A 21786-nucleotide genomic window follows, 5' to 3' on the forward strand; every position below is an offset into this window, starting at 1 on the left:
GGGCGGGGTGCGGTCAACGGAAGCGGAAGGCCTTCATCAGCCGGAGACTGCGGCTCATGAAGGCGGCGTAGGCGGCGTCGTCCATGCCGAGCGAGGGGGCCATGGGGAGGAGGCGCTGCTGGGCGACCGTCTGGGCCTCGGTGTACTTGAGGATCCCCTCGGAGCCGTGGCGGCGCCCGAGCCCCGAATCCTTCATGCCGCCCATCGGGGACTGGACGCTGCCGTAGGCGGGGGCGTACCCCTCGTTGACGTTGACGGTGCCGGTGCGCAGCCGGGCGGCGACGGTACGGCCGCGCCGGGCGTTCTCGGTCCACACCGAGGCGTTGAGGCCGTACGGCGTGGCGTTGGCGCGCTCGATCGCCTCGTCGTCGGTGCGGAAGCGGTAGACGGAGACGACCGGGCCGAAGGTCTCCTCCTCGCAGACGGCCATGGTGTCCTCGACGCCGTCGAGCACGGTGGGCTCGAAGAAGTACGGCCCGGCGTCGGGGCGCGCGACCCCGCCCGCGAGCACCTTGGCGCCCTTGGCGACGGCGTCCTGGACATGGCGTTCGACGGCCTTGAGCTGGCGTTCCCCGGCGAGCGAGCCCATGTCGGCGCCGTAGGCGAGGGAGTTGCCGAGGCGCAGGGCGCGGGTGCGGGCGGCGAAGCGGTCCAGGAAGGCGTCGGCGACGGACTCGTGGACGTACAACCGCTCGATGGAGATGCAGAGTTGGCCCGCCGAGGAGAAGCAGGCGCGGACGGCCCCCGCGGCGGCCTTCTCGATGTCGGCGTCCTCCAGGACCAACATCGCGTTCTTGCCGCCGAGTTCGAGCGAGACACCGACCAGGCGGGCGGCGGCGCCCTGGGCGACCTCGCGGCCGGTGCGGGTGGAGCCGGTGAAGGAGACGTAGTCGGCGTGCTTGACCAACTCGGGCCCCACTACCGGGCCTTCGCCGAGCACGACCTGGAAGACGTCGGCGGGAAGACCGGCCTCGACGAGCAGGTCGCGGGCCCACAGGGCGGTCAGACAGGTCTCGGTGTCCGGCTTCATCACGACCGCGTTGCCGGCGACGAAGGCGGGCAGCGCGTCGCCGACCGACAGCTCCAGGGGGTAGTTCCAGGGCGCGATCTGGCCCACCACCCCACGCGGCTGGCGGAGTTCGGTGACCTTGGTCAGCGTGGGGATGGCGCCGGTGTGCCGCTTGGGGCGCAGGTACGCGGGGGCCTTGCGGCCGTAGTGGCGGGCCGCGACGGCGACGGCCTGCACCTCCTCGTGCGCATGCAGCCGGGCCTTGCCTGTCTCCAGCTGGACGAGGTCGAGCACCTCGGACTGGCGCTCCAGGAGCAGATCGTGGAAGCGGAGCAGCACGGCCGCGCGCTCACGCACCGGGACCCGCTCCCAGACGGCCTGTGCCGCGCGGGCCGCCTGGAACGCCTTGAGCACGTCCTCGGGCGTGGACTCGGGCAGGTCGGCCAGCTTCTCGCCGGTGAAGGGGGTGTGGTTGGCGGTACGGCCCGAGCCGGTCACGCCCTTGGTCAGCTGGGCGACCAGCTCCGGGGTGACGACGTCGGCGGCGGTGCGGACGCCTTCGGGGGCCGGGGCGAGCGGGTTGGTGCCGGTGGTTTCCGGGGCCTGCGAGTCCGTCATGAGGCGCAGGGTATGCCGGGCCGGACGCTTTGTGTACCCGTCGGTAATGCCCTTTCACCGGCCGCACACATCGCGCCAGTGTTCACTGGCGACAAACCCGCTGATCAGCGCGTTGTCAGCCCGGATCAGCGGGCCGCCTCGGAAACGAGGGCGGGCGCGGATTCGGGCGGCGCGGGGGCGGCGGCGCGGCTCTTCGGCACGGAACCGTCGGCATCATCGGCAACCTCGGACTCGACAGCCCCACCGGCGGTCCCGGACCCGCCCGCCCGGCACGCCTCCAGCGCCGCCGCCACCTCGTCCGCCGTCGGACGCGCCGCCGGGGACGCGGCGCGCAGGCGGTCCAGGAGCGGGGCCAGCGGGCCGGGGTCGCCGCCCTCGACGGCCAGCGCGAGGAGGGCGCCGAGGGACCACAGGTCGGAGGCGGGGCCGGTGCCGGGGCGGCCCGAGGCGCGTTCCGGGGCCACGAAACCGGCCGGGGCCGCCTCGGTGTGCCCGTCCCCGATGCCGAAGTCGGTGACGAGGACGCGCCCGGTGCCGGACTCCACGAGCACGTTGGCGGGCTTGATGTCCCGGTGCACGATGCCGACCGCGTGCGCGGCCCGCAGCGCGGCGAGGACGGCGAGCCCGATCCGCGCGGCCTCGGCGGCCGGCAGCGGACCGCGCCGTACGACCTCGCTCAGCGGCTCGCCCTCGACCAACTCCATGACGATCCAGGGCAGTCCGTCCTCGGTGACCACCTCGCGGGGTGTCAGCGCGCCGGGGTGCCGCACCCGGGCGGCGGCGCGCGCCTCGCGGTGGAGCCGGTGCGCGATCCGGGCGCTCTCCTCGTCGTCGGCCGGACTCCCGGGCAGCGAGGGCTCCTTGACGGCGGCCTCGCCCCCGTCCCGCTCGTCCCGGGCCCGCCAGACGGTGCCGGTCGGACCGGAGCCGATGCGTGCGACGAGCCGGTAGCGTCCGCCGATCAGCCGTCCACCGGACGTGAGTTCACCGTCTCCACTCATGCCCCATGAGTACCGCGCGCACCCCGCCCTTGTCGAAGGGTCAGGCGTTGCGGAAGACGAACTCGCCGCCCTTCTTCGCCACGCGCACCGCACCACTTCCCCCGAAGTGCGCGGGAATCACCAACTCGCGTTCCTCCACGGCCTGTTCGAGCACCCTGATTCGGGTCGCGGCCGCCTGCCGGGGGTCCAGGCAGAAGCGGCTCCCGCACTCGGGGTGCGGGATCTGGACCGGGCTGTGCAGCAGGTCACCGACGAACACCCCACGCTCGCCCCGGGATTGGAGGCGCAGCACGGAGGAGCCCGGCGTGTGTCCGGGGGCGGACTCCAGGACGAGACCGCCGTCGAGCCGGTGGGTGCCGTCCCACAGCACGGCCTGCCCGGCCCGGTGCACGGGCGCGACGCTGTCCTCGTACATCAGCCGGTCGTCGGGGCGCGTCCCGCCCGCGTAACCGCCCTCGGGGCCGAAGTGGCGGTCGTCGGCGGCGGGCAGCAGATAGCGGGCGTTCGGGAAGGCGGGCACCCAATTCCCGTCCACCTCATGGGTGTTCCAGCCAATGTGGTCGCCGTGGATGTGGGTGTTGACGACGACGTCCACGTCCTCGGGGCGCACCCCGGCCCGCTCCAGCCGCTCCGGGAAGTCGCCCTGGCGCCGATGGAAGAGCTGGTTGCCGGGCCGCTCCCGCCCGTTGCCCACACCGGTGTCCACCAGGACCGTACGGCCGCCGCCGCGCACCACCCAGGTCCGGAGCGCCACCACGGCCCGCCCGCCTTGGAGGTGGTCCGGGACCAGCAGGTCCTCGTCCTCGCGCCACGCCTCGGGGGGCAGGTCCGGGACGAGGGCGTCGAGGGGCACGTACGGCCCCGCCCACTCGACGACGGGGAACACCTCGACGTCTCCGATCACGAAACCCTGTGCGTTGTCATCAGCCATGTATCCGATGATAGGGATCACAGGTGATCCTTTCGATGCTCACCCGGCTCGATTCAATACGCGAACGTCTCACTCGCGCGTGCCTCGCTAGAATCGGCCCCATGGACGTGGTGAGCGACGCGATCTCGGCGGTGCGGGTGGGCCGCCCCTCCTCCAACCGGCTCCGGGTCGGCGGCGAGTGGAGCGTGCGGCTGCCGTCGTACGAGGGGGCGGGCTTCCATGTGGTGCTGAGCGGCGGTTGCCGTCTGCTCCCGGACGACGGCGAGCCGGTGACCCTGGGCACCGGGGACGTGGTGCTGCTGCCGCACGGCGCGGGGCATGTGCTGGCGGACCGTACGGCGGGGCCGGACGCGACGCGGCGCGCGGTGCCGCTGGAGGAGGCGCGGAACACCGGCGGGCCGGGGCCCGGGGTGGAGCTGCTGTGCGGCAAGTACCGCCTCGACCGCAGCCGTACGCATCCGCTGCTGGCCGAGCTGCCGCAGGTGGCACACCTCCCGCACCGGGTCGGGGCGCATCCCGAACTGCGTTCGGCGGTGGACCTGTTGTCCCGGGAGCTGGACGAGAAGCGCCCCGGTTCGTGCCTCGCCCTGCCGAGCCTGCTCGACCTGCTCCTCGTCTACATGGTCCGCGCCTGCCTCGACGACGCCGGGTCCGGCGTGTGGCCGGCCGTGCTGAACGACCCGGTGACCACGGCCGCGCTGCGCGCCCTGCACTCCGATCCCGCCGCGCCCTGGACCATGGAGCGGCTCGCCGCCGAGGCCGGTGTCTCCCGCGCCACCCTGGCCCGCCGCTTCACCGCGCTGGTCGGGCGGCCGCCGATGGCGTACCTCACCTGGTGGCGGCTGACGCTGGCCGCCACCGCCCTGCGCGCCTCGGACGCGCCGCTGGCGACGGTGGCCCGGGAGAGCGGGTACGGCAGCCCGTACGCCCTCTCGCACGCGTTCAGCCGGGAGTTCGGGGTGACGCCGGGGAGGTACCGGGACGCGGCGCGGGCGGCGTGAGGCGGATGGCGGCGTGAGGCTCCCGGCGGCGCCGAGAGGGCTCAGCGCGCCGTCACCGTGAACGTCCCGACCGCCACGTCGAAGTACTCCCGCGCCTCGCGCACCTTGCCGACCGGCGCCGACACCCACACGTCGTACATCCGGCCGTCCTCCTCCCAGCACAGGTCGTAGGTGTGCCGGGCGCCCTCGCCGGCGCTGAAGCCGTTCCAGGTGAACTCCCAGAGCGCGGCGGGGTGTCCGGCGCGGGTGGTCTCGGTGACCCGGCCGTCGCGGTAGCCGGGGTTGGTGTCGGCGCCCTCGGCGGCGGCGCGGTCCAGGACGGCGGCGGGACCGCCGGTCTCGGGGCGGGCGACCTTCACGCCGAGCCGGAAGGTGTCGCCGGCGAAAAAGTAGAAGACCCGCTCGCCCTGCCGTTCGCGGGTGAAGGCCAGCGGCACGGCGAGGGAGAAACCGGCCGGGTCGCGGGCGGTGCGGTAACCGGAGGGGGCGACGGGACTGGCGGGAGTGGTGGGTGTGGCCGGGGTGCGCGAGGGGCTGAAGGTGTCCGGGGAGCGGGACGCCGTGGTGCCGGGGGTGCCGCCGCGTTCGCCGCCGTTCTGGTGCGTCAGCAGGACCGCCGCCGACGCGGCCGCCCCGGCCACCGCCGCCACGAGCAGCGCGGCCACCAGGGCACCCCGGCTCGGCCACCGGGAGGCGGTGGCGCCCTCGGCGGGGGCGGGGGCGGCCGCCGCGTGCTCGGTCGGCGGGTGCGGGGTGTCGGCCGTACGGTCCGGGTGGGCCGTACGGTCCGGATGCGCGGCGGATCTGACGGCGCGGGCCGCGTTCAGCAGCCGGGGTGCGCGGACCGGAGTGCCGGGCGGGGGCGGCGTACGGCCCGTCTCCAGATAGGCGCGCAGCATCGCTTCGGCGTCCGCCGCGCCGAGCCGCCGCTCGGGGTCGCGCTCCAGCAGGCCCCGGATGACCGGCAGCAGCGGCTCGGCCTCGGCGGGCGGCCGGATCTCGTCGCTGACGACGGCGTGCAGGATGCCGCCGAGCGAGTCCCGGCGGAACGGCGACTCGCCGCTGAGCGCCGTGCACAGCAGCGCGCCCAGCGACCACAGGTCGGCCGCCGGACCGCTGCGCAGCCCCGACATCCGCTCGGGCGCGGTGTATTCGGGCGAGCCGACGAAGGAGCCGGTCTCGGTGAGCGTGGTGGCGCCCGCGACCCGCGCGATGCCGAAGTCGGTGAGCACGGCCCGGTCGGTGCCCGCCTCGACGAGCACGTTGGCGGGCTTGATGTCCCGGTGCAGCACCCCGGCGTCGTGCGCGGTGCTGAGCGCGCTCAGCAGGTCGGCGCCGATCCGCGCGGCCTCCTGCGGGGTGAGCGGGCCGTCCGCGGCGATCCGGTCGGCGAGCGAGCCGCCGTCGATCAACTCCATGACGATGTACGGCCGTTCGTCCTGCTCGACCACGTCGTGCACGACGATGATGTGCGGATGGTGCAGCTGCGCCACCGCCCGCGCCTCGCGGAAGGTCCGCTCGCGCCGCAGCCGGGCGTCCGCGTCCGGCGCCGAGTCGTCCTGGACGATCTCCTTGACCGCCACCAGGCGGCCCAGCACCTGGTCCTCGGCCCGCCAGACGACGCCCATCCCGCCGCGTCCGATGCGCGCCCGGAGGCGGTAACGGCCCGCGATCACACGGAAGTCGTGCCCCTCGGTCCCCATGGACCCCATCATGCCGTACCGGACGCACACCCTCCGTGACGGTGACCGGCCAAGACGAGCCGGCTCCGCGGGGGCCGGCAGCGCCTCAGCCCTGCCGGAAGCTGCGCAGGATCCAGGCGAACTGCTTGCCGGTGGCGGGCCAGTCGTCGGCCGGCGACGCCTCGTAGATGGCGTATTCCGTACCGTCGTCGTCCATGTAGCCGACGTCGATGGCGCGATACGGCCCCGGGAAGTAGTGCGGGGCGTCCTTGGCCAGCGCGTTCCACGTGTACTCCCAGTGGGCGCCCGGCTGGTCGCGGAAGACCTCCTCCTTGAGGCTCAGCCGCTTGTAGTCCTGGAACCGCAGCCGCCGCGAGACCTGCTGGTCCAGGTTGCTCAGGTGGTCGTACGAGGTGGGGAAGTCCGGCGCGGTGTCGACGGCGATCCGCACGAGGTGCTTGCCGTTGTCGGGCGAGTAGTCGACCTGCCGGAGGCCGTCCTGGTCGATGGAGACGGTCCGCTTCCAGCCCTTGGGCAGCGAGAGGCTGAATCCCAGGTCGTCGTCGTAGCGCTGCCAGTCGGCCGGAACGCCCCCGGTCCCCTTGGTCCCCTTGGTGCCGTTCGTGGCCGTACCGGTCGGCTCCGGCGCGTGCGGGGAGCCCCCCGTGCTCGCCTCGTGCCTCGACGCGCCCCATTTCTGGTAGCCGACGGCGGCGGCCGCGCCGAGCACGACCGCGAGGACGACGACGAGCGCGACCGTGCGATTGCGGTGCCTGCGCCGCACCAGGCCCGTACGGGTCGTGGCGGCCTGCACGGCCGCCGGGCCCGGCGCCCCCGGGGTGCCGGGAAGACCCGTGACGGCGGTGGGCGTCGGGGCCACACCCTGCGCGGGCACCCGGGCCGGATGGGTCGCGCGGCCCTCGGCCACGTCGGCGAGCATCCGCTCCGCGTCCTCGGCGCCCGGACGCATCGCCGGTTCCTTCTGGAGCAGCGCGGAGATGACCGGACCGAGCGGGCCCGCGTGCTCCGGGCGCTCCTCGCGCTCCTCCACGACCGCCTGCATGGTGGTCAGCGGCGAGGTGCGGCGGAAGGGCGAGCGGCCCTCGACCGCCGTGTACAGCGTGGCGCCGAGCGCCCACAGGTCGGACGCCGGGCCGGGGTCGTGGCCGCGCACCCGCTCCGGGGCGAGGTAGTCGACCGAGCCGACGACCTCTCCGGTGCGGGTGATGGTGGCGTCGCCCTCGATCTGGGCGATGCCGAAGTCGGTGAGCAGCACCCGGCGGTCGCGGCCGAGCAGGACGTTGCCCGGCTTGATGTCGCGGTGCAGCACGCCCGCCGCGTGCGCGGCGCGCAGGGCCCGCAGCACCCACAGCCCGATGCGCGCGGCCTCGCGCGGCTCGATGCGGCCGCGTTCCTTCACCACGTCGGCCAGCGACTGGCCCTCGACCAGCTCCATCACGATCCAGGGCCGGCCGTCGTGTTCGAGGACGTCGTGCACGGTGACGACGGCGGAGTGGTTGATGCGCGCGGCGGCGCGGGCCTCGGCCCGGGTACGGGCCAGCAGGACGCTCTGCTCGCTGTCGGAGACGTAGAGCGCGGCGGTCAGCTCCTTGACGGCGACCTTCCGGTGCAGCACCTCGTCGTGGGCACGCCACACCCGGCCCATGCCGCCGCTGCCGATGGAATCGGCCAGCCGGTAGCGGCCCGCTACGAGCAGACCCTGCATCTGATTCACGTTGCCCCGCAATGCTCTTGACAGGGTCAGACTAAGGACCGGCCGCCCCGCAGGGAACCGGCGGGGTCGTACAAAGACACCACTGTGACGGTTGTCGCTTCCTCGCTACGACCGGAACCCAACCCCCGCTCCCCCCAAGGGTTCAGACGCTCCGCGCACGCCGTGACGGTGCGTCGGCACACCGTCGCGCCGGCAGTCCGCTCAGCCGGTGTAGCGGTACGTCGACGTGGCCTGGTCGTACAGCCGTGTCACCTCGTCGCGCTCCGCCTCCGGGCCCCGGACCTGGACGACGTGGTAGCGGCCGTTCAGCAGCATCGCCATGTTGCGCACGTACAGGTCGCGTCCGCTCGCGTCGGTCCAGGTGAACTGCCCCTCGGCCATGGTGCGTCCGCCCACCTCGATGGTCCTCAGCCCGGTCGCGGTGGCCCAGCTGGAGGAGCGGTAGGGCTGCAACTCGCGCTCCTTGTCCCGCTGGTACGCCATCGGGTCGCCGCCGTAGGAGCCGGTGCCGTCCCGGCCGGGTACGACGAGCAGCTCGAAGTTACCGTGGCTGTAGACGACTTGGCCGCTGTTGTTGCGCGGGGTGCGGTCCCAGCCCTTGGCGACGGCGATGCGGAAACCGTCCGGGTCGGTGCGCAGCGTGAAACCGTCGGCCACCGTGGCACCGCCGGTCTGGGTCTCGGCAGCCGGGGCGGACTCCGTCGGCTCGCCATCTCCCTTGCTCTGAGCGGGACTTGGGTGCTGCTCGTGGGAGGGAACAGGGCTCGCCCGCCCCGCCGTACCGGCGTGGTCGCGGCCCGACGCGCCGTCCTCGCCGCGCTTGGGCAGGAACAGCATCGCGTAGGCGACCGCCCCGGCCAGCAGAAGCAGCACGAGCAGCAGCAGGAGACGGCCGAGGCTGCGCGGTGAGCCCTGCGGCCGCTGCCGGTCCCGCCTGTGCCGGTCCCGCTTGTGCCGGGCGTGCGGGTTGCGGGCGGGCGCGCGGTTGCGGCGCCGCCGCACCAGCTCGCCGCGCCGCCGCACTATCGGCAGCCTGCGCGGGTCGGCGGGCGGCACCGGCACCACGTGCGCGCCCGCGTCCGGCTCCGGCGCGGAGCGCACCAACGAGCGCAGCCAACCGGCGAGTTCCTCCACGTCCGGCCGCTCGGTGGGGTCCTGCCGCAGCAGCGACTCCACGACCGGGCGCAGCGCCCCGCACTCCTCCGCGAAGGCGGGCGGCTCGGCGCACACCAGCTGCACCAGCTCGGCCGTGGCCTCCTCGGGATACGGCGCGTGGCCCTGCACGGCCCGGAACAGCAGCGCGCCCAGCGCCCACAGATCGGTGGCGGGCCCGACCGGCGCCGCCAGCTGCCAGTTCTCGTGCACCGGCCCGGCCTGCTCCGGCGCCCACCGCTCGGTGACCGCCCCCACGACACTCATCCGCATCTGCCGCGCCCGCTCGGCGGCGATGGCGTTGCCGGGCCCGCGCGGCACGGCTCCGGCGGAACCGGCCTGGTCCCACCGGGAGACTCCGCCCGTCTGCGCGGGGATGGGGGGCTGCGGCTGAACATGCCCGCCGCCCGCCGCCCGCGCCCCGTTCCGGACCTCACCGCCGAGCGCCCTCGCCGGCGCGGACGGCTGCACGACTCCACTCCGGGGCGCGGCTCCGTGCCAGGGCCGGCCCGCCACCCCGTAGGGGTCGGCGATGGTGCCCGGCGGCGTGGACTCCCGCCCGTCAGCGGCGTACGGCCGCTCACCGTGGGCCCCGCCAGCGGGCAGCCCCGGACGGCGCGGCTCGCCGGGGTACGGCCCGGCGGCGGGCTCGGCACCCTGCGACCCGGCAGCGGACGGTCTTGAGGGGCGCGGCTCCGCGTACGGGGCGGCACCCTGCCGCTCGGCGCCGTACGGCCCGACAACCGGCTCGGCGCCCTGCGAACCGGCAGCGGACGGCCCCGCAGGGCGCGGTTCCGGGTACGGGGACCGGGCCCTGCCCTCGGCGGCGTACGTCTCGGCGTCCGTCTCGCCCGGCTCCGGCGTACGGGCCCCCGGCAGGGCGGCGCGGTGGCCGTCCTGGGACTCCTGCACGCGGGCCGCCGCACGCGCTCCCGCGCGGTACGCGGCGATGGCACCGGCGCGGGCGGCCCTGATGTCCTCCCCGCTCTCCAGCGCGCGCCGCCCGGACGCCCCGGACTCTCCGCCGGCGGCGGCGGCCCGCGCCTGGATCGCGGCGCGCCGCGCGGCCTCGGGGTCGGCGGCGGTGTCGGCCCCGGCCTCGGCGCCGGCGCCGGGGCGGACGGGCAACGCACCCGCGTCCGTGGCCCGTTGACCGCCGGGCACGCCGTGCGCACCGGCCCGCTGCGGCGGTCCGGACCGGCCGGCGCCCCCCGGTCCGCCCGCCGGGGCGTCCGTCGAGGCACCCGCCGGCGCGCCCTGCTGAACCTGATGAATCCGGCCGGTCTCACCCAGCAACGCGTCCCCGCCCTCCGCCGGCACCGGGTCGTACCCGCACAGCGCCTCCTCCGCCGCCCCGGACGCGAGGCCGGTCAGCAGGATGCGGCCGTCGTCGCAGACGAGGACCGTGCGGGCGGTGATGTTGCGGTGGGTCCAGCCGTGGGCGTGCAGGACGCGCAGCGCCATCAGCACGTCGGAGGCGACCTCGGCCGCGCGGTACGGGTTGAGCGGCTGCTCGGCGAGGAGCGCCGACAGGGGCTGTGCGGACACCAGTTCGCTGACGATCCAGAGCGAACCGCCCTCCGCGAACACGTCGAAGACCTGGTCCAGGCGGGGGTGGTCCGGTATCCGGGCGGCCGCCTGCGCGGCTTCCAGCGCGCGGCGCACGGCGGGGTCGGCCGGCCTGCGGGTGGCACCCCGGGCGGCCGAGTGGCGCCGCCCGCGCTCACGCGCGGTGAACCCGTCGGGCAGCCCCTCCGCGTCGATGACCTCGGCCTCGACGACCTCGGGCAACGGCACCTGGCGGACCATCACCTCCTGGCCGCTGTAGGTGTCGAAGGCCCGCGTCTCCGTCAGCTCGTACTCGTCGGAGGGGGGCAGCGGCAGACGGTAGCGGTCGGCGAGCACTCGGCCCGCGTATTCGTCCACGTCGCCACCCCCTGCCGTACGGTCGCCCAGGCGTCTTCCCCTGGCGGTCCGTTCGCGCGTACACCCCGCTGCGTACGGTCCGCGACCCCTCACGATACGTGCCGGAGGCAACCCGCATTGAGGGGATGACGGATTCTCGCGCTCCCGAACCGGGCTCGTTCAGGTCACGAGTTGGGCTCGAAGGACTCCGTGAGGGTCTTCCAGGTGGCCTTGCGCAGCGCGCTGTCCCAGTGGTCCGCCTTCGCGGTGTACATCAGCGCCTGCCCGAGGTGGTCGTTCACCACGAAACCCCGGTCCACGGAACGGTACTTGGTGCCGTCCTCGACATAGGTGAACTCCCAGTCGGCCGTGTTCCAGCCCCGGTAACGCACCTTGGCTATACGGACCCGCTGGTACTGCGAACGCACCATGGCGCGCTCCTGGTTCTGCCAGTCCGCCACCGGGTCGTCCTTGGGCGTGCTGGTCCAGCCGACGAGCAGCTTCTGCCCGTCCGGGCCGGTGTAACGGTCACCGGCGCCGGACGACGACTCGTACGACCAGCCCTTGGGCAGCCCGATGGAGTAGCCCTGGGCGGCCTTGTGGGTCGAGGCGACCGGCGCGCCGCCGCCCTTCCCGGAGTCCGAGGAGTCGTCGCCCGAACCGGACGAGCCGGAGCCGGACTCGGACGACGCCGTCTCCGCGCTCGCCGAGGAGCCGTTCGCGGTGCTCGCCGAGGAGCCGCCGTCGGGCCCCGCGGCACCGCCCTTGTCCTTGCCGTCGTGGTCGTCCCGCTTGACGGAGGCGGAGGACGAGGGGGCCGCCTTGGAGCCGCCGCCGTCGCCTTCCCCGTCGTCACTGCCGAGGGCGACGGCGAGCACGACACCGATCACCGCGAGGGCGACCACCACCGCGATGATCACCAGCGTGCGCTTGGGCACCACATCGGTGAGCGGCGCCTTCGGCACCGGGCGCGGCGGCAGGTCGAGGTCCGGCGGCGGCATGACGGGCCAGCCCGAACTTGGCTTGTTGCCGACGGAGTCGGACGCCCCCGGGGTGTTCTGGGCGGCAGGTCCGGCGGCCGTCGTGGTCCTCGGCGCACCCGCGCCGGACGCACCGCCCTGACCAGCGGCCTTGGCACCCGTGGCACCGGCCGCGCCCGCGCCGCCCGCCTTGCGGACCGAACGCAGCGCCCCGCGCAGCTTCTCCGACGCCTCCTCACCCCGCTTGCCCTCGGGACCGGGCTGCACCGGGAGCGGCACGACCCGCGTGGGCTCCAAAACCTGCGGTTCCGGCGCGCTGATCACGTCGTTGAGCAGCGCGCGGGCACCGGCGTCGTCGAGCCGCTGGGCCGGGTCCTTGGTGAGCAGGCCGTAGATGACGTCCCGCAGCGGGCCCGCGTTCTTGGGCTCGTCCAGGGTCTCGGTCATCACGGCGGTGAGGGTGGCGATGGCCGAACCCTTGTCGTACGGCGGGCTGCCCTCGACCGCCGCGTACAGCAGGCCGCCCAGCGACCACAGGTCCGCCGCCGGGCCGGGCTTGTGACCCCGGGCGCGCTCCGGCGAGATGTAGGAGGGGGCGCCGACGAGCATGCCGGTGGAGGTGATGGACGGGTCGCCCTCGACCTGCGCGATGCCGAAGTCGGTGAGCACCACCCGGCCGTCGTCGGCGATCAGCACGTTGGACGGCTTCACGTCCCGGTGCAGGATGCCCTCGCGGTGCGCCGAGCGCAGCACGTCCAGGACGGCGAGGCCGACCTCGGCCGCGCGCCGGGGCTCCAGCACGCCGTCCTCACGGATGACCTCGGCCAGGGACTTGCCCTCGACCAACTCCATGACGATCCACGGCCGGTCGTCCTCGTCGACCACGTCGAAGACCGTCACCGCGCTGTTGTTGCGGATACGGGCGATCGCCTTGGCCTCGCGCAGGGTGCGCGTGATCAGGCGCCGCTTCTCCTCCTCGTCGATGTTCGACGGGAACCGCAGCTCCTTGACGGCGACCGTCCTGCCCAGGGTCTCGTCCTCGGCCCGCCACACCGTGCCCATGCCGCCCCGGCCGAGTACGTCCCCCAGCCGGTACCGCCCGGCGAGAAGACGACGCTCGTTCTTGCCCTGACGAGTCTCCTGACGGGATGACCCCGCCCGCTCCGCCTCCGACATGCGTCCCCTCATGCAACCCGCCCTGACAGAGCCTCCATTGTCCCTCACCCGACAAGTGGCCGATGCCCTGGGGCCCCTGTTCGCGCCCCCCGGTCCCCCGTATCCGAAGGCCCCCCGAACCAGATGTTCCAGTTGCCGGGATGATGTCCCCGGCGAGGGAGGAGACGCACATGCCGACGCTTCGGACAGTCCTGTCCATACCGGTCCTCGTGGCGGCCCTGCTCCTTTCTCCCACCTTGTCGCCCCACACGTCCGGCACCACCGCCACGGCCGGCTCGACGGACGCGGCACTGCCCCGCCTGGTCACCGAGGGCGGCGCCCCGGCCGCCGCCCTGCTGAACCAGATCCGCACCGGGCCCGGGCGTGTCTCCCGCTACGCCGACACCGGCCGGGGCATCGCCCGCACCGACCACTTCCGCGCCGGGAGCATCACCAAGACGTTCGTCGCGGTGGTCGTGCTGCGCCTGGCCGCCCGGCACCGGCTGTCGCTGTCCGACACCGTGGACCGGTATCTGCCCGGCCTGGTGCGGCCGCCCCGCACCGCCGGACCCCGCTCCGGCTCCCTGCCGGACGGCCGCCGCATCACCCTGCGCCAGCTGCTCACCCACACCAGCGGGCTCCCCGATTTCACCCGGATCACCGGTGGCACCGTGCCTTTGACGCCGCCTCAGGCCGTCGGTCTCGCCCTCACCCTCCCTCCGGGCCGCCGGGGCCACTACTCCTACTCCAGCACCAACTACGTCCTGCTCGGCATGGTGATACGCCAGGTCACCGGCCACTCCTACGCCGCCGAGGCGCAGCGCTGGATCATCGCCCCGCTGGGTCTGGCGGGCACCTCCTTCCCCGGCTCGCGCCGGTCGCTTCCGCCGCCGCACGGCCACGCCTTCGCGGCCGACGGCTCCGACGTCACCGAACTGGACCCGCGCGTGGCCGGCGCGGCGGGCGAGCTGGTGACCACGCTCGACGACCTGGACCGCTTCTACGCGGCCCTGCTGGGCGGCGAGCTGCTCACCCCGCGCTGGCTGCGCGAGATGAGGAACACCCGCGCCGCACAGGGGGAGTACGGCATGGGCCTGTATCCGTTCCGCCTTCCGTGCGGGGTCGTCGTCTGGGGACACAACGGCCGGATCAGCGGGAGCTATGTGCGCACGGCCGCCACGGCCGACGGCGGCCATGTGCTCACCTTCCGCGTGAACACGGACGCGATGACAGACACCCGGCTCGAACCGGCCCTGCTCGCCGCCGAGTTCTGCCCCCGCACCTGGTAGAACGTCCGGGTTCCGGCAGGAGATCCCGGATTCGGTCACTCGTTCGAGTGAACCCGGAGTCCGGCGCGGGAACCCGGCTCCGGCGCCGGGCCCCCACGGCACGCTCCCGTACCTACAGCGGCACGATGTCCGGCGCCCCCAGCCGCGCCGCGTCCGCCGTCAGGTCGTCCGGCTGGCGCTGGGACTCGCGCTCGGCCTCGACCCGCTTCTCGTAGTGCTCGACCTCGCGGTCGATCTGGTCCTGGTCCCAGCCGAGCACCGGCGCCATCAGCTCGGCGGCCTCGCGGGCGCTGCGGGTGCCCCGGTCGAAGGTCTCGATGGAGATGCGGGTGCGCCGGGTGAGCACATCGTCCAGGTGCCGGGCGCCCTCGTGCGAGGCGGCGTAGACGATCTCGGCGCGCAGATAGTCGTCCGCGTACCGCAGCGGCTCGCCGAGGCCCGGGTCGGCCGCGATGAGGTCGAGCAGCTGGTCCGTCAGGGAGCCGTACCGGTTGAGCAGGTGCTCGACGCGGGCCACGTGCAGTCCGGAGCGGGCGGCTATGCGTTCGCGGGCGTTCCACATCGCCGGGTAGCCCTCGGCGCCGAGCAGCGGAATCTCCTCCGTCACCGAGTCGGCCACCCGCCGGTCCAGACCGTGCACGGCGGCGTCCACGGCGTCCTCGGCCATCACCCGGTACGTCGTGTACTTGCCGCCCGCGACGACCACCAGCCCCGGCACCGGATGCGCCACGGTGTGCTCGCGCGACAGCTTGCTGGTGGCCTCGGACTCGCCGGCCAGCAGCGGCCGCAGCCCGGCGTAGACGCCCTCGACGTCGTCCCGGGTGAGCGGCACCGCGAGCACCGAGTTGACGTGCTCCAGGACGTAGTCGATGTCGGCGCTGGAGGCCGCCGGGTGGGCCTTGTCGAGATCCCACGCGGTGTCGGTGGTGCCGACGATCCAGTGCCTGCCCCAGGGGATGACGAACAGGACGGACTTCTCGGTGCGCAGGATCAGACCGGTGCTGGAGTGGATGCGGTCCCGGGGCACGACCAGATGGACGCCCTTGGACGCCTTGACGTGGAACTGGCCGCGCTCCCCCACCAGCGCCTGCGTGTCGTCGGTCCACACCCCGGTGGCGTTGACCACCTGCCGGGCGCGGATCTCGTACTCCCCGCCGCCCTCCACGTCCTCCACCGTGACCCCGACGACCCGCTCGCCCTCGCGCAGGAACCCGGTCACCCGCGCACGGTTGGCCGCCTTCGCGCCGTAGGACACCGCCGTGCGCACCAGGGTGGCCACGAAGCGGGCGTCGTCCACCTCCGCGTCGTAGTACTGCAGGGCGCCGACCAGGGCGTCCTTGCGCAGACACGGGGCCACGCGCAGGGCGCGGGTGCGGCTGAGGTGACGGTGCAGGGGCAGACCCCGGCCGTGCCCCCGGGCCATCGACATCACGTCGTAGAGCGCGACGCCCGTGCCCGCGTACAGCCGCTCCCAGCCGCGGTGCTGGAGCGGGTAGAGGAACGGCACCGGCTTGACCAGGTGCGGGGCGAGCCGCTCCAGCAGCAGGCCGCGTTCCTTGAGGGCCTCGCGGACGAGGGGGAAGTCGAGCATCTCCAGATAGCGCAGTCCGCCGTGTATCAGCTTGCTGGACCTGCTGGAGGTGCCGGAGGCCCAGTCCCGGGCCTCGACTATGCCGGTGGACAGCCCGCGTGTGGCCGCGTCCAGCGCGGTCCCGGCGCCCACGATGCCGCCGCCGACGACCAGCACGTCGAGTTCGCGCTCCGCCATCTCCGCCAGTGCCTCGGCGCGCTGCGCCGGATCAAGACTCGCTGTCCTCACCGCTGCCTCCCGCTCCTCGCAAAACCGCTCGCGTCGGCCGCGCCCGGTGGACGAAGCCCGGCTCACCCCCTCCTCATGCCCAAATTCTGACCGCCTCGCGCGGCTTCAGCCACCACGGACTTCCGCCCTGTGGACAACTCCCCCGTCTCCCCCGCCCGACCTCATATGACACGGAAGACACACGAACACAATCACACATAACGGTCATATTTGTACCTAGTCTGACCGTGCGCTCGCTCAGCCGGTCCACACCGCTTGCGCACCTGTCCCACTTCGGCTAACGGGAAGGACGGCCCACGCCATGCCCGCAGACCTCGCCGTCATCGGACTCGGTCCCTACGGCCTGCCGCTGGCCCAGGCCGCCGTCACCGCGGGAATCCCGACCATCGGGTACGCCACCGGCCCCGAGGCCGGCTCGCTCAGCCCCGCCGAACTGCGCCGGATGCGCTCCACCGGCTTCCGCCCCGGCACCGACCCGGCCCACCTCGGCCGCGTCCGCACCGCCGTCATCTGCGCGCCCACCCCGCGCGGCGCCGACGGCTCCCCCGACCTCGGCCAGGTCGAGGCCGCCGCCCGCACCCTGGCCGGGCAGCTGCGCCCGCACACCACGGTCGTCCTGGAGTCGCCCGTCCTGCCCGGAACCACCGGGGACTTCCTGCGCCCCCTGCTGGAACAGGGCTCCGGGCTCCGCGCCGGGCGCGACTTCCACCTCGCCTATTCACCCAGCCGGGTGGATCCCGGCAACCGCGACCGCACCCCCGCCGGCACCCCCCGGGTCATCGGCGGCCTCACCCCCGCCTGCACCGAATCGGCCGCCGCCTTCTACGGCCGGCTCACCGACAAGGTCGTCCGCGCGCGCGGACTGCGCGAGGCGGAGACCGTCCAGCTCCTGGAGACCAACTTCCGGCACGTCAACATCGCGCTCGTCAACGAGATGGCCGTCCTCTGCCACGAGCTGGGCATCGACCTGTGGGACGTCGTGCGCTGCGCGGAGACCAAGCCGTTCGGCTTCCAGGCGTTCCGGCCCGGCCCCGGCGTCGGCGGCCACTCCGTCCCGCAGGACCTCACCGGCCACACGAGCCGGGGCCTGCGCATGGTGGAACTCGCCCAGCAGGTCAACAGCCGCATGCCCGGCTACGTCGTCCAGCGCGCCGCCGCCCTCCTCAACGAGCACGGCAAGTCCGCCCGGGGCGCGCGCGTGCTCCTGCTCGGCGTCACCTACAAGGCCGACCTCGCCGACCAGCAGAACACCCCCGCGCACGAGATCGCCCTGCGCCTGATGGAACTCGGCGCGTCCGTCAGCTACCACGACCCGCTGGTCCCCTCCTGGAGCGTCCTGGACCACCCCGTCCCCCGCGCCGACTCCCTCTACGAAGCCACCTCCACCGCCGACCTCACGATCCTCCTCCAGCCCCACCGCACCTACGACCTCCAGGGCCTCTCGGTGAAGGCCCAGCTCCTCCTGGACACGAGAGGCGTCACTCCGACGGGGGCGGCGCACCGGTTGTGAACGGGGGCGCGCGGAAGCGGAGACCCCCAAGACTGCTGGCAGGCCACGGCCCGCGCCGCTACGGTAGAACCCAGGTGGAGCCCACCGCAGCGGACACTGCGGCAGGCTCCTGGATGGTTCACGGAGTGTCCGCCCCTAGTTGTCGTGGGGGCGGCCGCTCACCATCCGAAAATCCGCAAGATCCACCTCCTCCGGCACTTCACCATCCACAGACGGGTCCGTTCCCAGCGAGTGGGCTTGCGGTGACGTACCAACCACTGGGTACGCGAAAGGGCCCGGCCTCCACAGGCCGGACCCTTTCCGCAGCTCAGGGGAGCGTGTCAGCGGCGGTGCTGGCTGTCCGCCACCGTGACCTCGACGCGCTGGAACTCCTTCAGTTCGCTGTAGCCGGTGGTGGCCATGGCGCGGCGCAGGGCGCCGAAGAAGTTCATCGAGCCGTCGGGGGTGTGGGAGGGGCCGGTGAGGACCTCCTCCAGGGTGCCGACGGTGCCGAGGTCGACCTTCTTGCCGCGCGGCAGCTCCTCGTTCACCGCCTCCATGCCCCAGTGGTGGCCACGGCCGGGCGCGTCGGTGGCGCGGGCCAGCGGGGAGCCCATCATGACCGCGTCGGCGCCGCAGGCGATCGCCTTCGGCAGATCGCCGGACCAGCCGACACCGCCGTCCGCGATCACGTGCACGTACCGGCCGCCGGACTCGTCCATGTAGTCACGGCGGGCCGCCGCCACGTCGGCGACCGCCGTCGCCATGGGCACCTGGATACCGAGCACGTTGCGCGTGGTGTGCGCGGCGCCGCCGCCGAAGCCGACCAGCACGCCGGCCGCACCGGTGCGCATCAGGTGCAGCGCGGCGGTGTACGTCGCACAGCCGCCCACGATCACCGGAACGTCCAGCTCGTAGATGAACTGCTTCAGGTTCAGCGGCTCGTGCGAGGACGACACATGCTCCGCGGAGACCGTCGTACCCCGGATGACGAAGATGTCCACACCCGCGTCGACGACCGCCTTGGAGAACTGCGCCGTGCGCTGCGGGGAGAGCGCCGCCGCCGTGACCACACCGGAGTCGCGCACCTCCTTGATGCGCCGGCCGATCAGCTCCTCCTTGATGGGAGCCGCGTAGATCTCCTGGAGGCGGCGGGTGGCCAGCTCGTCGGGCAGCCCGGTGATCTCGTCGAGCAGCGCCTGCGGGTCCTCGTGGCGGGTCCACAGACCCTCCAGGTTGAGGACGCCGAGGCCGCCCAGCTCACCGATGCGGATCGCGGTGGCCGGGGAGACGACCGAGTCCATGGGAGCGGCCAGGAACGGCAGCTCGAAGCGGTAGGCGTCGATCTGCCACGCGATCGAGACCTCCTTCGGGTCTCGCGTGCGGCGGCTGGGGACGACGGCGATGTCGTCGAAGGCGTACGCCCGGCGGCCGCGCTTGCCGCGCCCGATCTCGATCTCAGTCACGTCATGCCTTTCCTCTTGCGTTTCGGCTCTTCCAGTATCCCCGACACCCACGACGAGGGCGGCCCCGGTCAAACCGGGACCGCCCTCGTGAGGTGCTCCGCGCGCGGAAGGTCAGGCGCGGTTGCTGTAGTTCGGCGCCTCGACCGTCATCTGGATGTCGTGCGGGTGGCTCTCCTTGAGACCCGCGGAGGTGATCCGCACGAAGCGGCCCTTGGACTCCATCTCCCCGATGGTGGCGGCGCCCACGTAGCCCATGGTCTGGCGCAGACCGCCGACCAGCTGGTGCAGCACGTTGGCCAGCGGGCCGCGGTAGGGCACCTGGCCCTCGATGCCCTCGGGCACGAGCTTGTCGTCGGAGGCCACCTCGGCCTGGAAGTAACGGTCCTTGGAGTACGACCGGCCCTGGCCACGGGACTGCATGGCGCCGAGCGAGCCCATGCCGCGGTACGACTTGAACTGCTTGCCGTTGATGAACAGCAGCTCGCCCGGGGACTCCTCACAGCCCGCCAGCAGGCTGCCCAGCATCACCGTGTCGGCGCCGGCGGCCAGCGCCTTGCCGATGTCGCCGGAGTACTGCAGACCGCCGTCACCGATGAGGGGGACGCCGGCTGGACCGGCCGCGAGGGACGCCTCGTAGATGGCCGTGACCTGGGGGACGCCGATGCCGGCGACCACGCGGGTGGTGCAGATCGAACCGGGGCCCACGCCGACCTTGATGCCGTCCACACCGGCGTCGATCAGCGCCTGGGCGCCGTCGCGCGTGGCGACGTTGCCGCCGATCACGTCGACGTTCACGCTGGACTTGATCTTCGACATCCAGCTGAGGGCGTTGCTGTTGTGGCCGTGCGAGGTGTCGACGACCAGGAAGTCCACCCCGGCCTCGGCGAGCGCCTGGGCGCGCTCCAGCGCCTCGGGGCTGGCACCGACGGCGGCACCGACGAGCAGGCGGCCCTCGGCGTCCTTGGCGGCGTTCGGGTACTGCTCGGCCTTGACGAAGTCCTTGACCGTGATCAGGCCCTTGAGGATGCCCTCGCCGTCGACCAGCGGCAGCTTCTCGATCTTGTGCTTGCGCAGCAGCTGCATGGCGTCGGGCCCGGAGATGCCGACCTTGCCGGTGACCAGCGGCATCGGGGTCATGACCTCGTGCACCTGGCGCGAGCGGTCGCTCTCGAAGGCCATGTCACGGTTGGTGACGATGCCGAGCAGCCGGCCCGCCGGGTCGGTGACCGGGACACCGCTGATGCGGAACTTGGCGCACAGCGCGTCGGCCTCCGCGAGCGTGGCCTCCGGGTGCACCGTGATCGGGTCGGTGACCATGCCCGACTCGGACCGCTTCACCAGGTCCACCTGGTTGACCTGGTCCTCGACGGACAGGTTGCGGTGCAGCACGCCCACGCCGCCGAGCCGCGCCATGGCGATCGCCATGCGGGACTCCGTCACCTTGTCCATCGCCGCGGACAGCAGCGGGATGTTGACACGGACGTTGCGGGAGATGCGGGACGAGGTGTCGACCGCGTTGGGGAGCACTTCGGATGCGCCCGGCAGCAGCAGCACGTCGTCGTAGGTCAGCCCGAGTGTCGCGAATTTACCGGGCACTCCGTCGACGTTGGCAGTCATGACACCTTCCCCAAATGGCCTTGATCGGTGCGGATGTCCATGCTAACGGGAAGCGTCGCCAGCAAATTCCACGCTGTGGGGGCACCGCGGGCTTCATATTTTCCTACGGAAACGCTGGTACGGGCGTTCACGCGCAGGCTGGCGCCCGCTCCGCCCGGGCGGCCGTTCCGGCCGTCCCACCACCGCTTTTCGCTCCGCACCGGCCGGTCGAGCCGGCGTCGGCGGACCGCCAGGGGACGGTGTACGGGGTACCGCCTACTGCTCGGCCAGCGCCCGCAGCCTGCTCAGCGCGCGGTGCTGCGCCACCCGTACCGCTCCTGGTGACATTCCCAACATCTGCCCCGTCTCCTCCGCGGTCAAGCCGACGGCGATACGCAGCAGCAACAGTTCCCGCTGGTTCTCGGGGAGGTTGGCCAGCAGTTTCTTCGCCCAGGCCGCGTCGCTGTTGAGCAGGGCGCGCTCCTCGGGACCGAGGGAGTCGTCGGGGCGCTCGGGCATCTCGTCCGAGGGGACGGCCGTGGACCCCGGGTGCCGCATCGCGGCGCGCTGGAGGTCGGCGACCTTGTGCGAGGCGATGGCGAAGACGAACGCCTCGAAGGGGCGGCCGGTGTCGCGGTAGCGCGGCAGCGCGAGCAGCACCGCGACGCAGACCTCCTGGGCGAGGTCCTCGACGAAGTGCCGCGCGTCGCCGGGCAGCCGGGACAGGCGCGTACGGCAGTAGCGCAGGGCGAGGGGGTGGACGTGCGCGAGCAGGTCGTGCGTGGCCTGCTCGTCCCCGTCGACGGCACGGTGCACCAGGGCGCCGATCGCCCCGTGAGCCGTGCTCGCCTCCTCGTCGCGCATCGGTCCATGGTGCCTTGCGGCCGTCCGGTCCGTCGCATCGCGTTCGTGGTTGTGCACCGAAGCGTTATGAGCAGGTGCGCCCGCAGCAGTCATC

The 21786-nt window shown here is 73.4% G+C and carries 14 protein-coding genes; 3 read left to right on the plus strand and 11 right to left on the minus strand.

What is annotated here, in order from left to right:
- Positions 1 to 13: 13 nt before the first annotated feature.
- From AB0898_RS23545 to AB0898_RS23555, 3 genes are all read right to left on the minus strand, one after another.
- Positions 14 to 1627 (minus strand): succinic semialdehyde dehydrogenase, encoded by a 1614-nt coding sequence (locus tag AB0898_RS23545; protein WP_366804948.1) that lies wholly within the window; start codon positions 1625 to 1627, stop codon positions 14 to 16.
- 125 nt (positions 1628 to 1752) lie between these two features.
- Complete coding sequence (locus AB0898_RS23550) at positions 1753 to 2628, minus strand: serine/threonine-protein kinase (protein WP_366804949.1); 876 nt, start codon at positions 2626 to 2628, stop codon at positions 1753 to 1755.
- A 40-nt stretch (positions 2629 to 2668) separates the two neighbouring features.
- Entirely contained in the window at positions 2669 to 3559 is an 891-nt protein-coding gene (locus AB0898_RS23555; protein WP_366804950.1) for an MBL fold metallo-hydrolase, read from the minus strand.
- Positions 3560 to 3660: 101 nt separating this feature from the next.
- Here AB0898_RS23555 and AB0898_RS23560 point away from each other — a divergent pair, with 101 nt between their 5' ends.
- The gene (locus AB0898_RS23560; RefSeq protein WP_366804951.1) at positions 3661 to 4560 is read left to right on the plus strand and encodes an AraC family transcriptional regulator; all 900 of its coding nucleotides are present in this window, start codon (positions 3661 to 3663) and stop codon (positions 4558 to 4560) included.
- A gap of 41 nt (positions 4561 to 4601) precedes the next feature.
- On the opposite strand, the gene AB0898_RS23565 is transcribed toward AB0898_RS23560, so the two are convergent.
- From AB0898_RS23565 to AB0898_RS23580, 4 genes are all read right to left on the minus strand, one after another.
- Positions 4602 to 6263 (minus strand): serine/threonine-protein kinase, encoded by a 1662-nt coding sequence (locus tag AB0898_RS23565; RefSeq protein ID WP_366804952.1) that lies wholly within the window; start codon positions 6261 to 6263, stop codon positions 4602 to 4604.
- Between the two features lie 85 nt (positions 6264 to 6348).
- Positions 6349 to 7968, minus strand: a complete 1620-nt coding sequence (locus AB0898_RS23570; RefSeq protein ID WP_366805031.1) for a serine/threonine-protein kinase — start codon at positions 7966 to 7968, stop codon at positions 6349 to 6351.
- A 210-nt stretch (positions 7969 to 8178) separates the two neighbouring features.
- Positions 8179 to 11055, minus strand: coding sequence for a protein kinase (locus AB0898_RS23575; protein ID WP_366804953.1), 2877 nt, complete (start codon positions 11053 to 11055; stop codon positions 8179 to 8181).
- Positions 11056 to 11219: 164 nt separating this feature from the next.
- On the minus strand, positions 11220 to 13190 hold the full coding sequence (locus AB0898_RS23580) for a serine/threonine-protein kinase (RefSeq protein ID WP_366805032.1): 1971 nt from the start codon (positions 13188 to 13190) through the stop codon (positions 11220 to 11222).
- 170 nt (positions 13191 to 13360) lie between these two features.
- On the opposite strand from AB0898_RS23580, the gene AB0898_RS23585 reads away from it, so the two are divergent.
- Positions 13361 to 14458: a serine hydrolase domain-containing protein gene (locus AB0898_RS23585; protein ID WP_366804954.1), complete on the plus strand. Its 1098-nt coding sequence runs from the start codon at positions 13361 to 13363 to the stop codon at positions 14456 to 14458.
- 112 nt (positions 14459 to 14570) lie between these two features.
- Here AB0898_RS23585 and AB0898_RS23590 read toward each other — a convergent pair whose 3' ends face one another.
- A complete protein-coding gene (locus AB0898_RS23590; RefSeq protein ID WP_366804955.1) occupies positions 14571 to 16277 on the minus strand; it encodes a glycerol-3-phosphate dehydrogenase/oxidase in 1707 nt (568 codons plus the stop codon).
- 301 nt (positions 16278 to 16578) lie between these two features.
- Here AB0898_RS23590 and AB0898_RS23595 point away from each other — a divergent pair, with 301 nt between their 5' ends.
- Complete coding sequence (locus AB0898_RS23595; RefSeq protein ID WP_366804956.1) at positions 16579 to 17787, plus strand: nucleotide sugar dehydrogenase; 1209 nt, start codon at positions 16579 to 16581, stop codon at positions 17785 to 17787.
- 320 nt (positions 17788 to 18107) lie between these two features.
- On the opposite strand, the gene AB0898_RS23600 is transcribed toward AB0898_RS23595, so the two are convergent.
- From AB0898_RS23600 to AB0898_RS23610, 3 genes are all read right to left on the minus strand, one after another.
- Positions 18108 to 19232 carry a GuaB3 family IMP dehydrogenase-related protein gene (locus AB0898_RS23600; protein WP_366804957.1) on the minus strand — a complete coding sequence of 375 codons (1125 nt, stop codon included), beginning with the start codon at positions 19230 to 19232 and terminating at the stop codon, positions 18108 to 18110.
- A 111-nt stretch (positions 19233 to 19343) separates the two neighbouring features.
- Positions 19344 to 20849, minus strand: coding sequence for an IMP dehydrogenase (gene guaB / locus AB0898_RS23605; RefSeq protein WP_366804958.1), 1506 nt, complete (start codon positions 20847 to 20849; stop codon positions 19344 to 19346).
- Positions 20850 to 21104: 255 nt separating this feature from the next.
- On the minus strand, positions 21105 to 21692 hold the full coding sequence (locus AB0898_RS23610; RefSeq protein WP_161182054.1) for a sigma-70 family RNA polymerase sigma factor: 588 nt from the start codon (positions 21690 to 21692) through the stop codon (positions 21105 to 21107).
- Positions 21693 to 21786 lie beyond the last annotated feature (94 nt).

Source organism: Streptomyces sp. NPDC005435, from assembly GCF_040703155.1.
Lineage (GTDB): Bacteria > Actinomycetota > Actinomycetes > Streptomycetales > Streptomycetaceae > Streptomyces.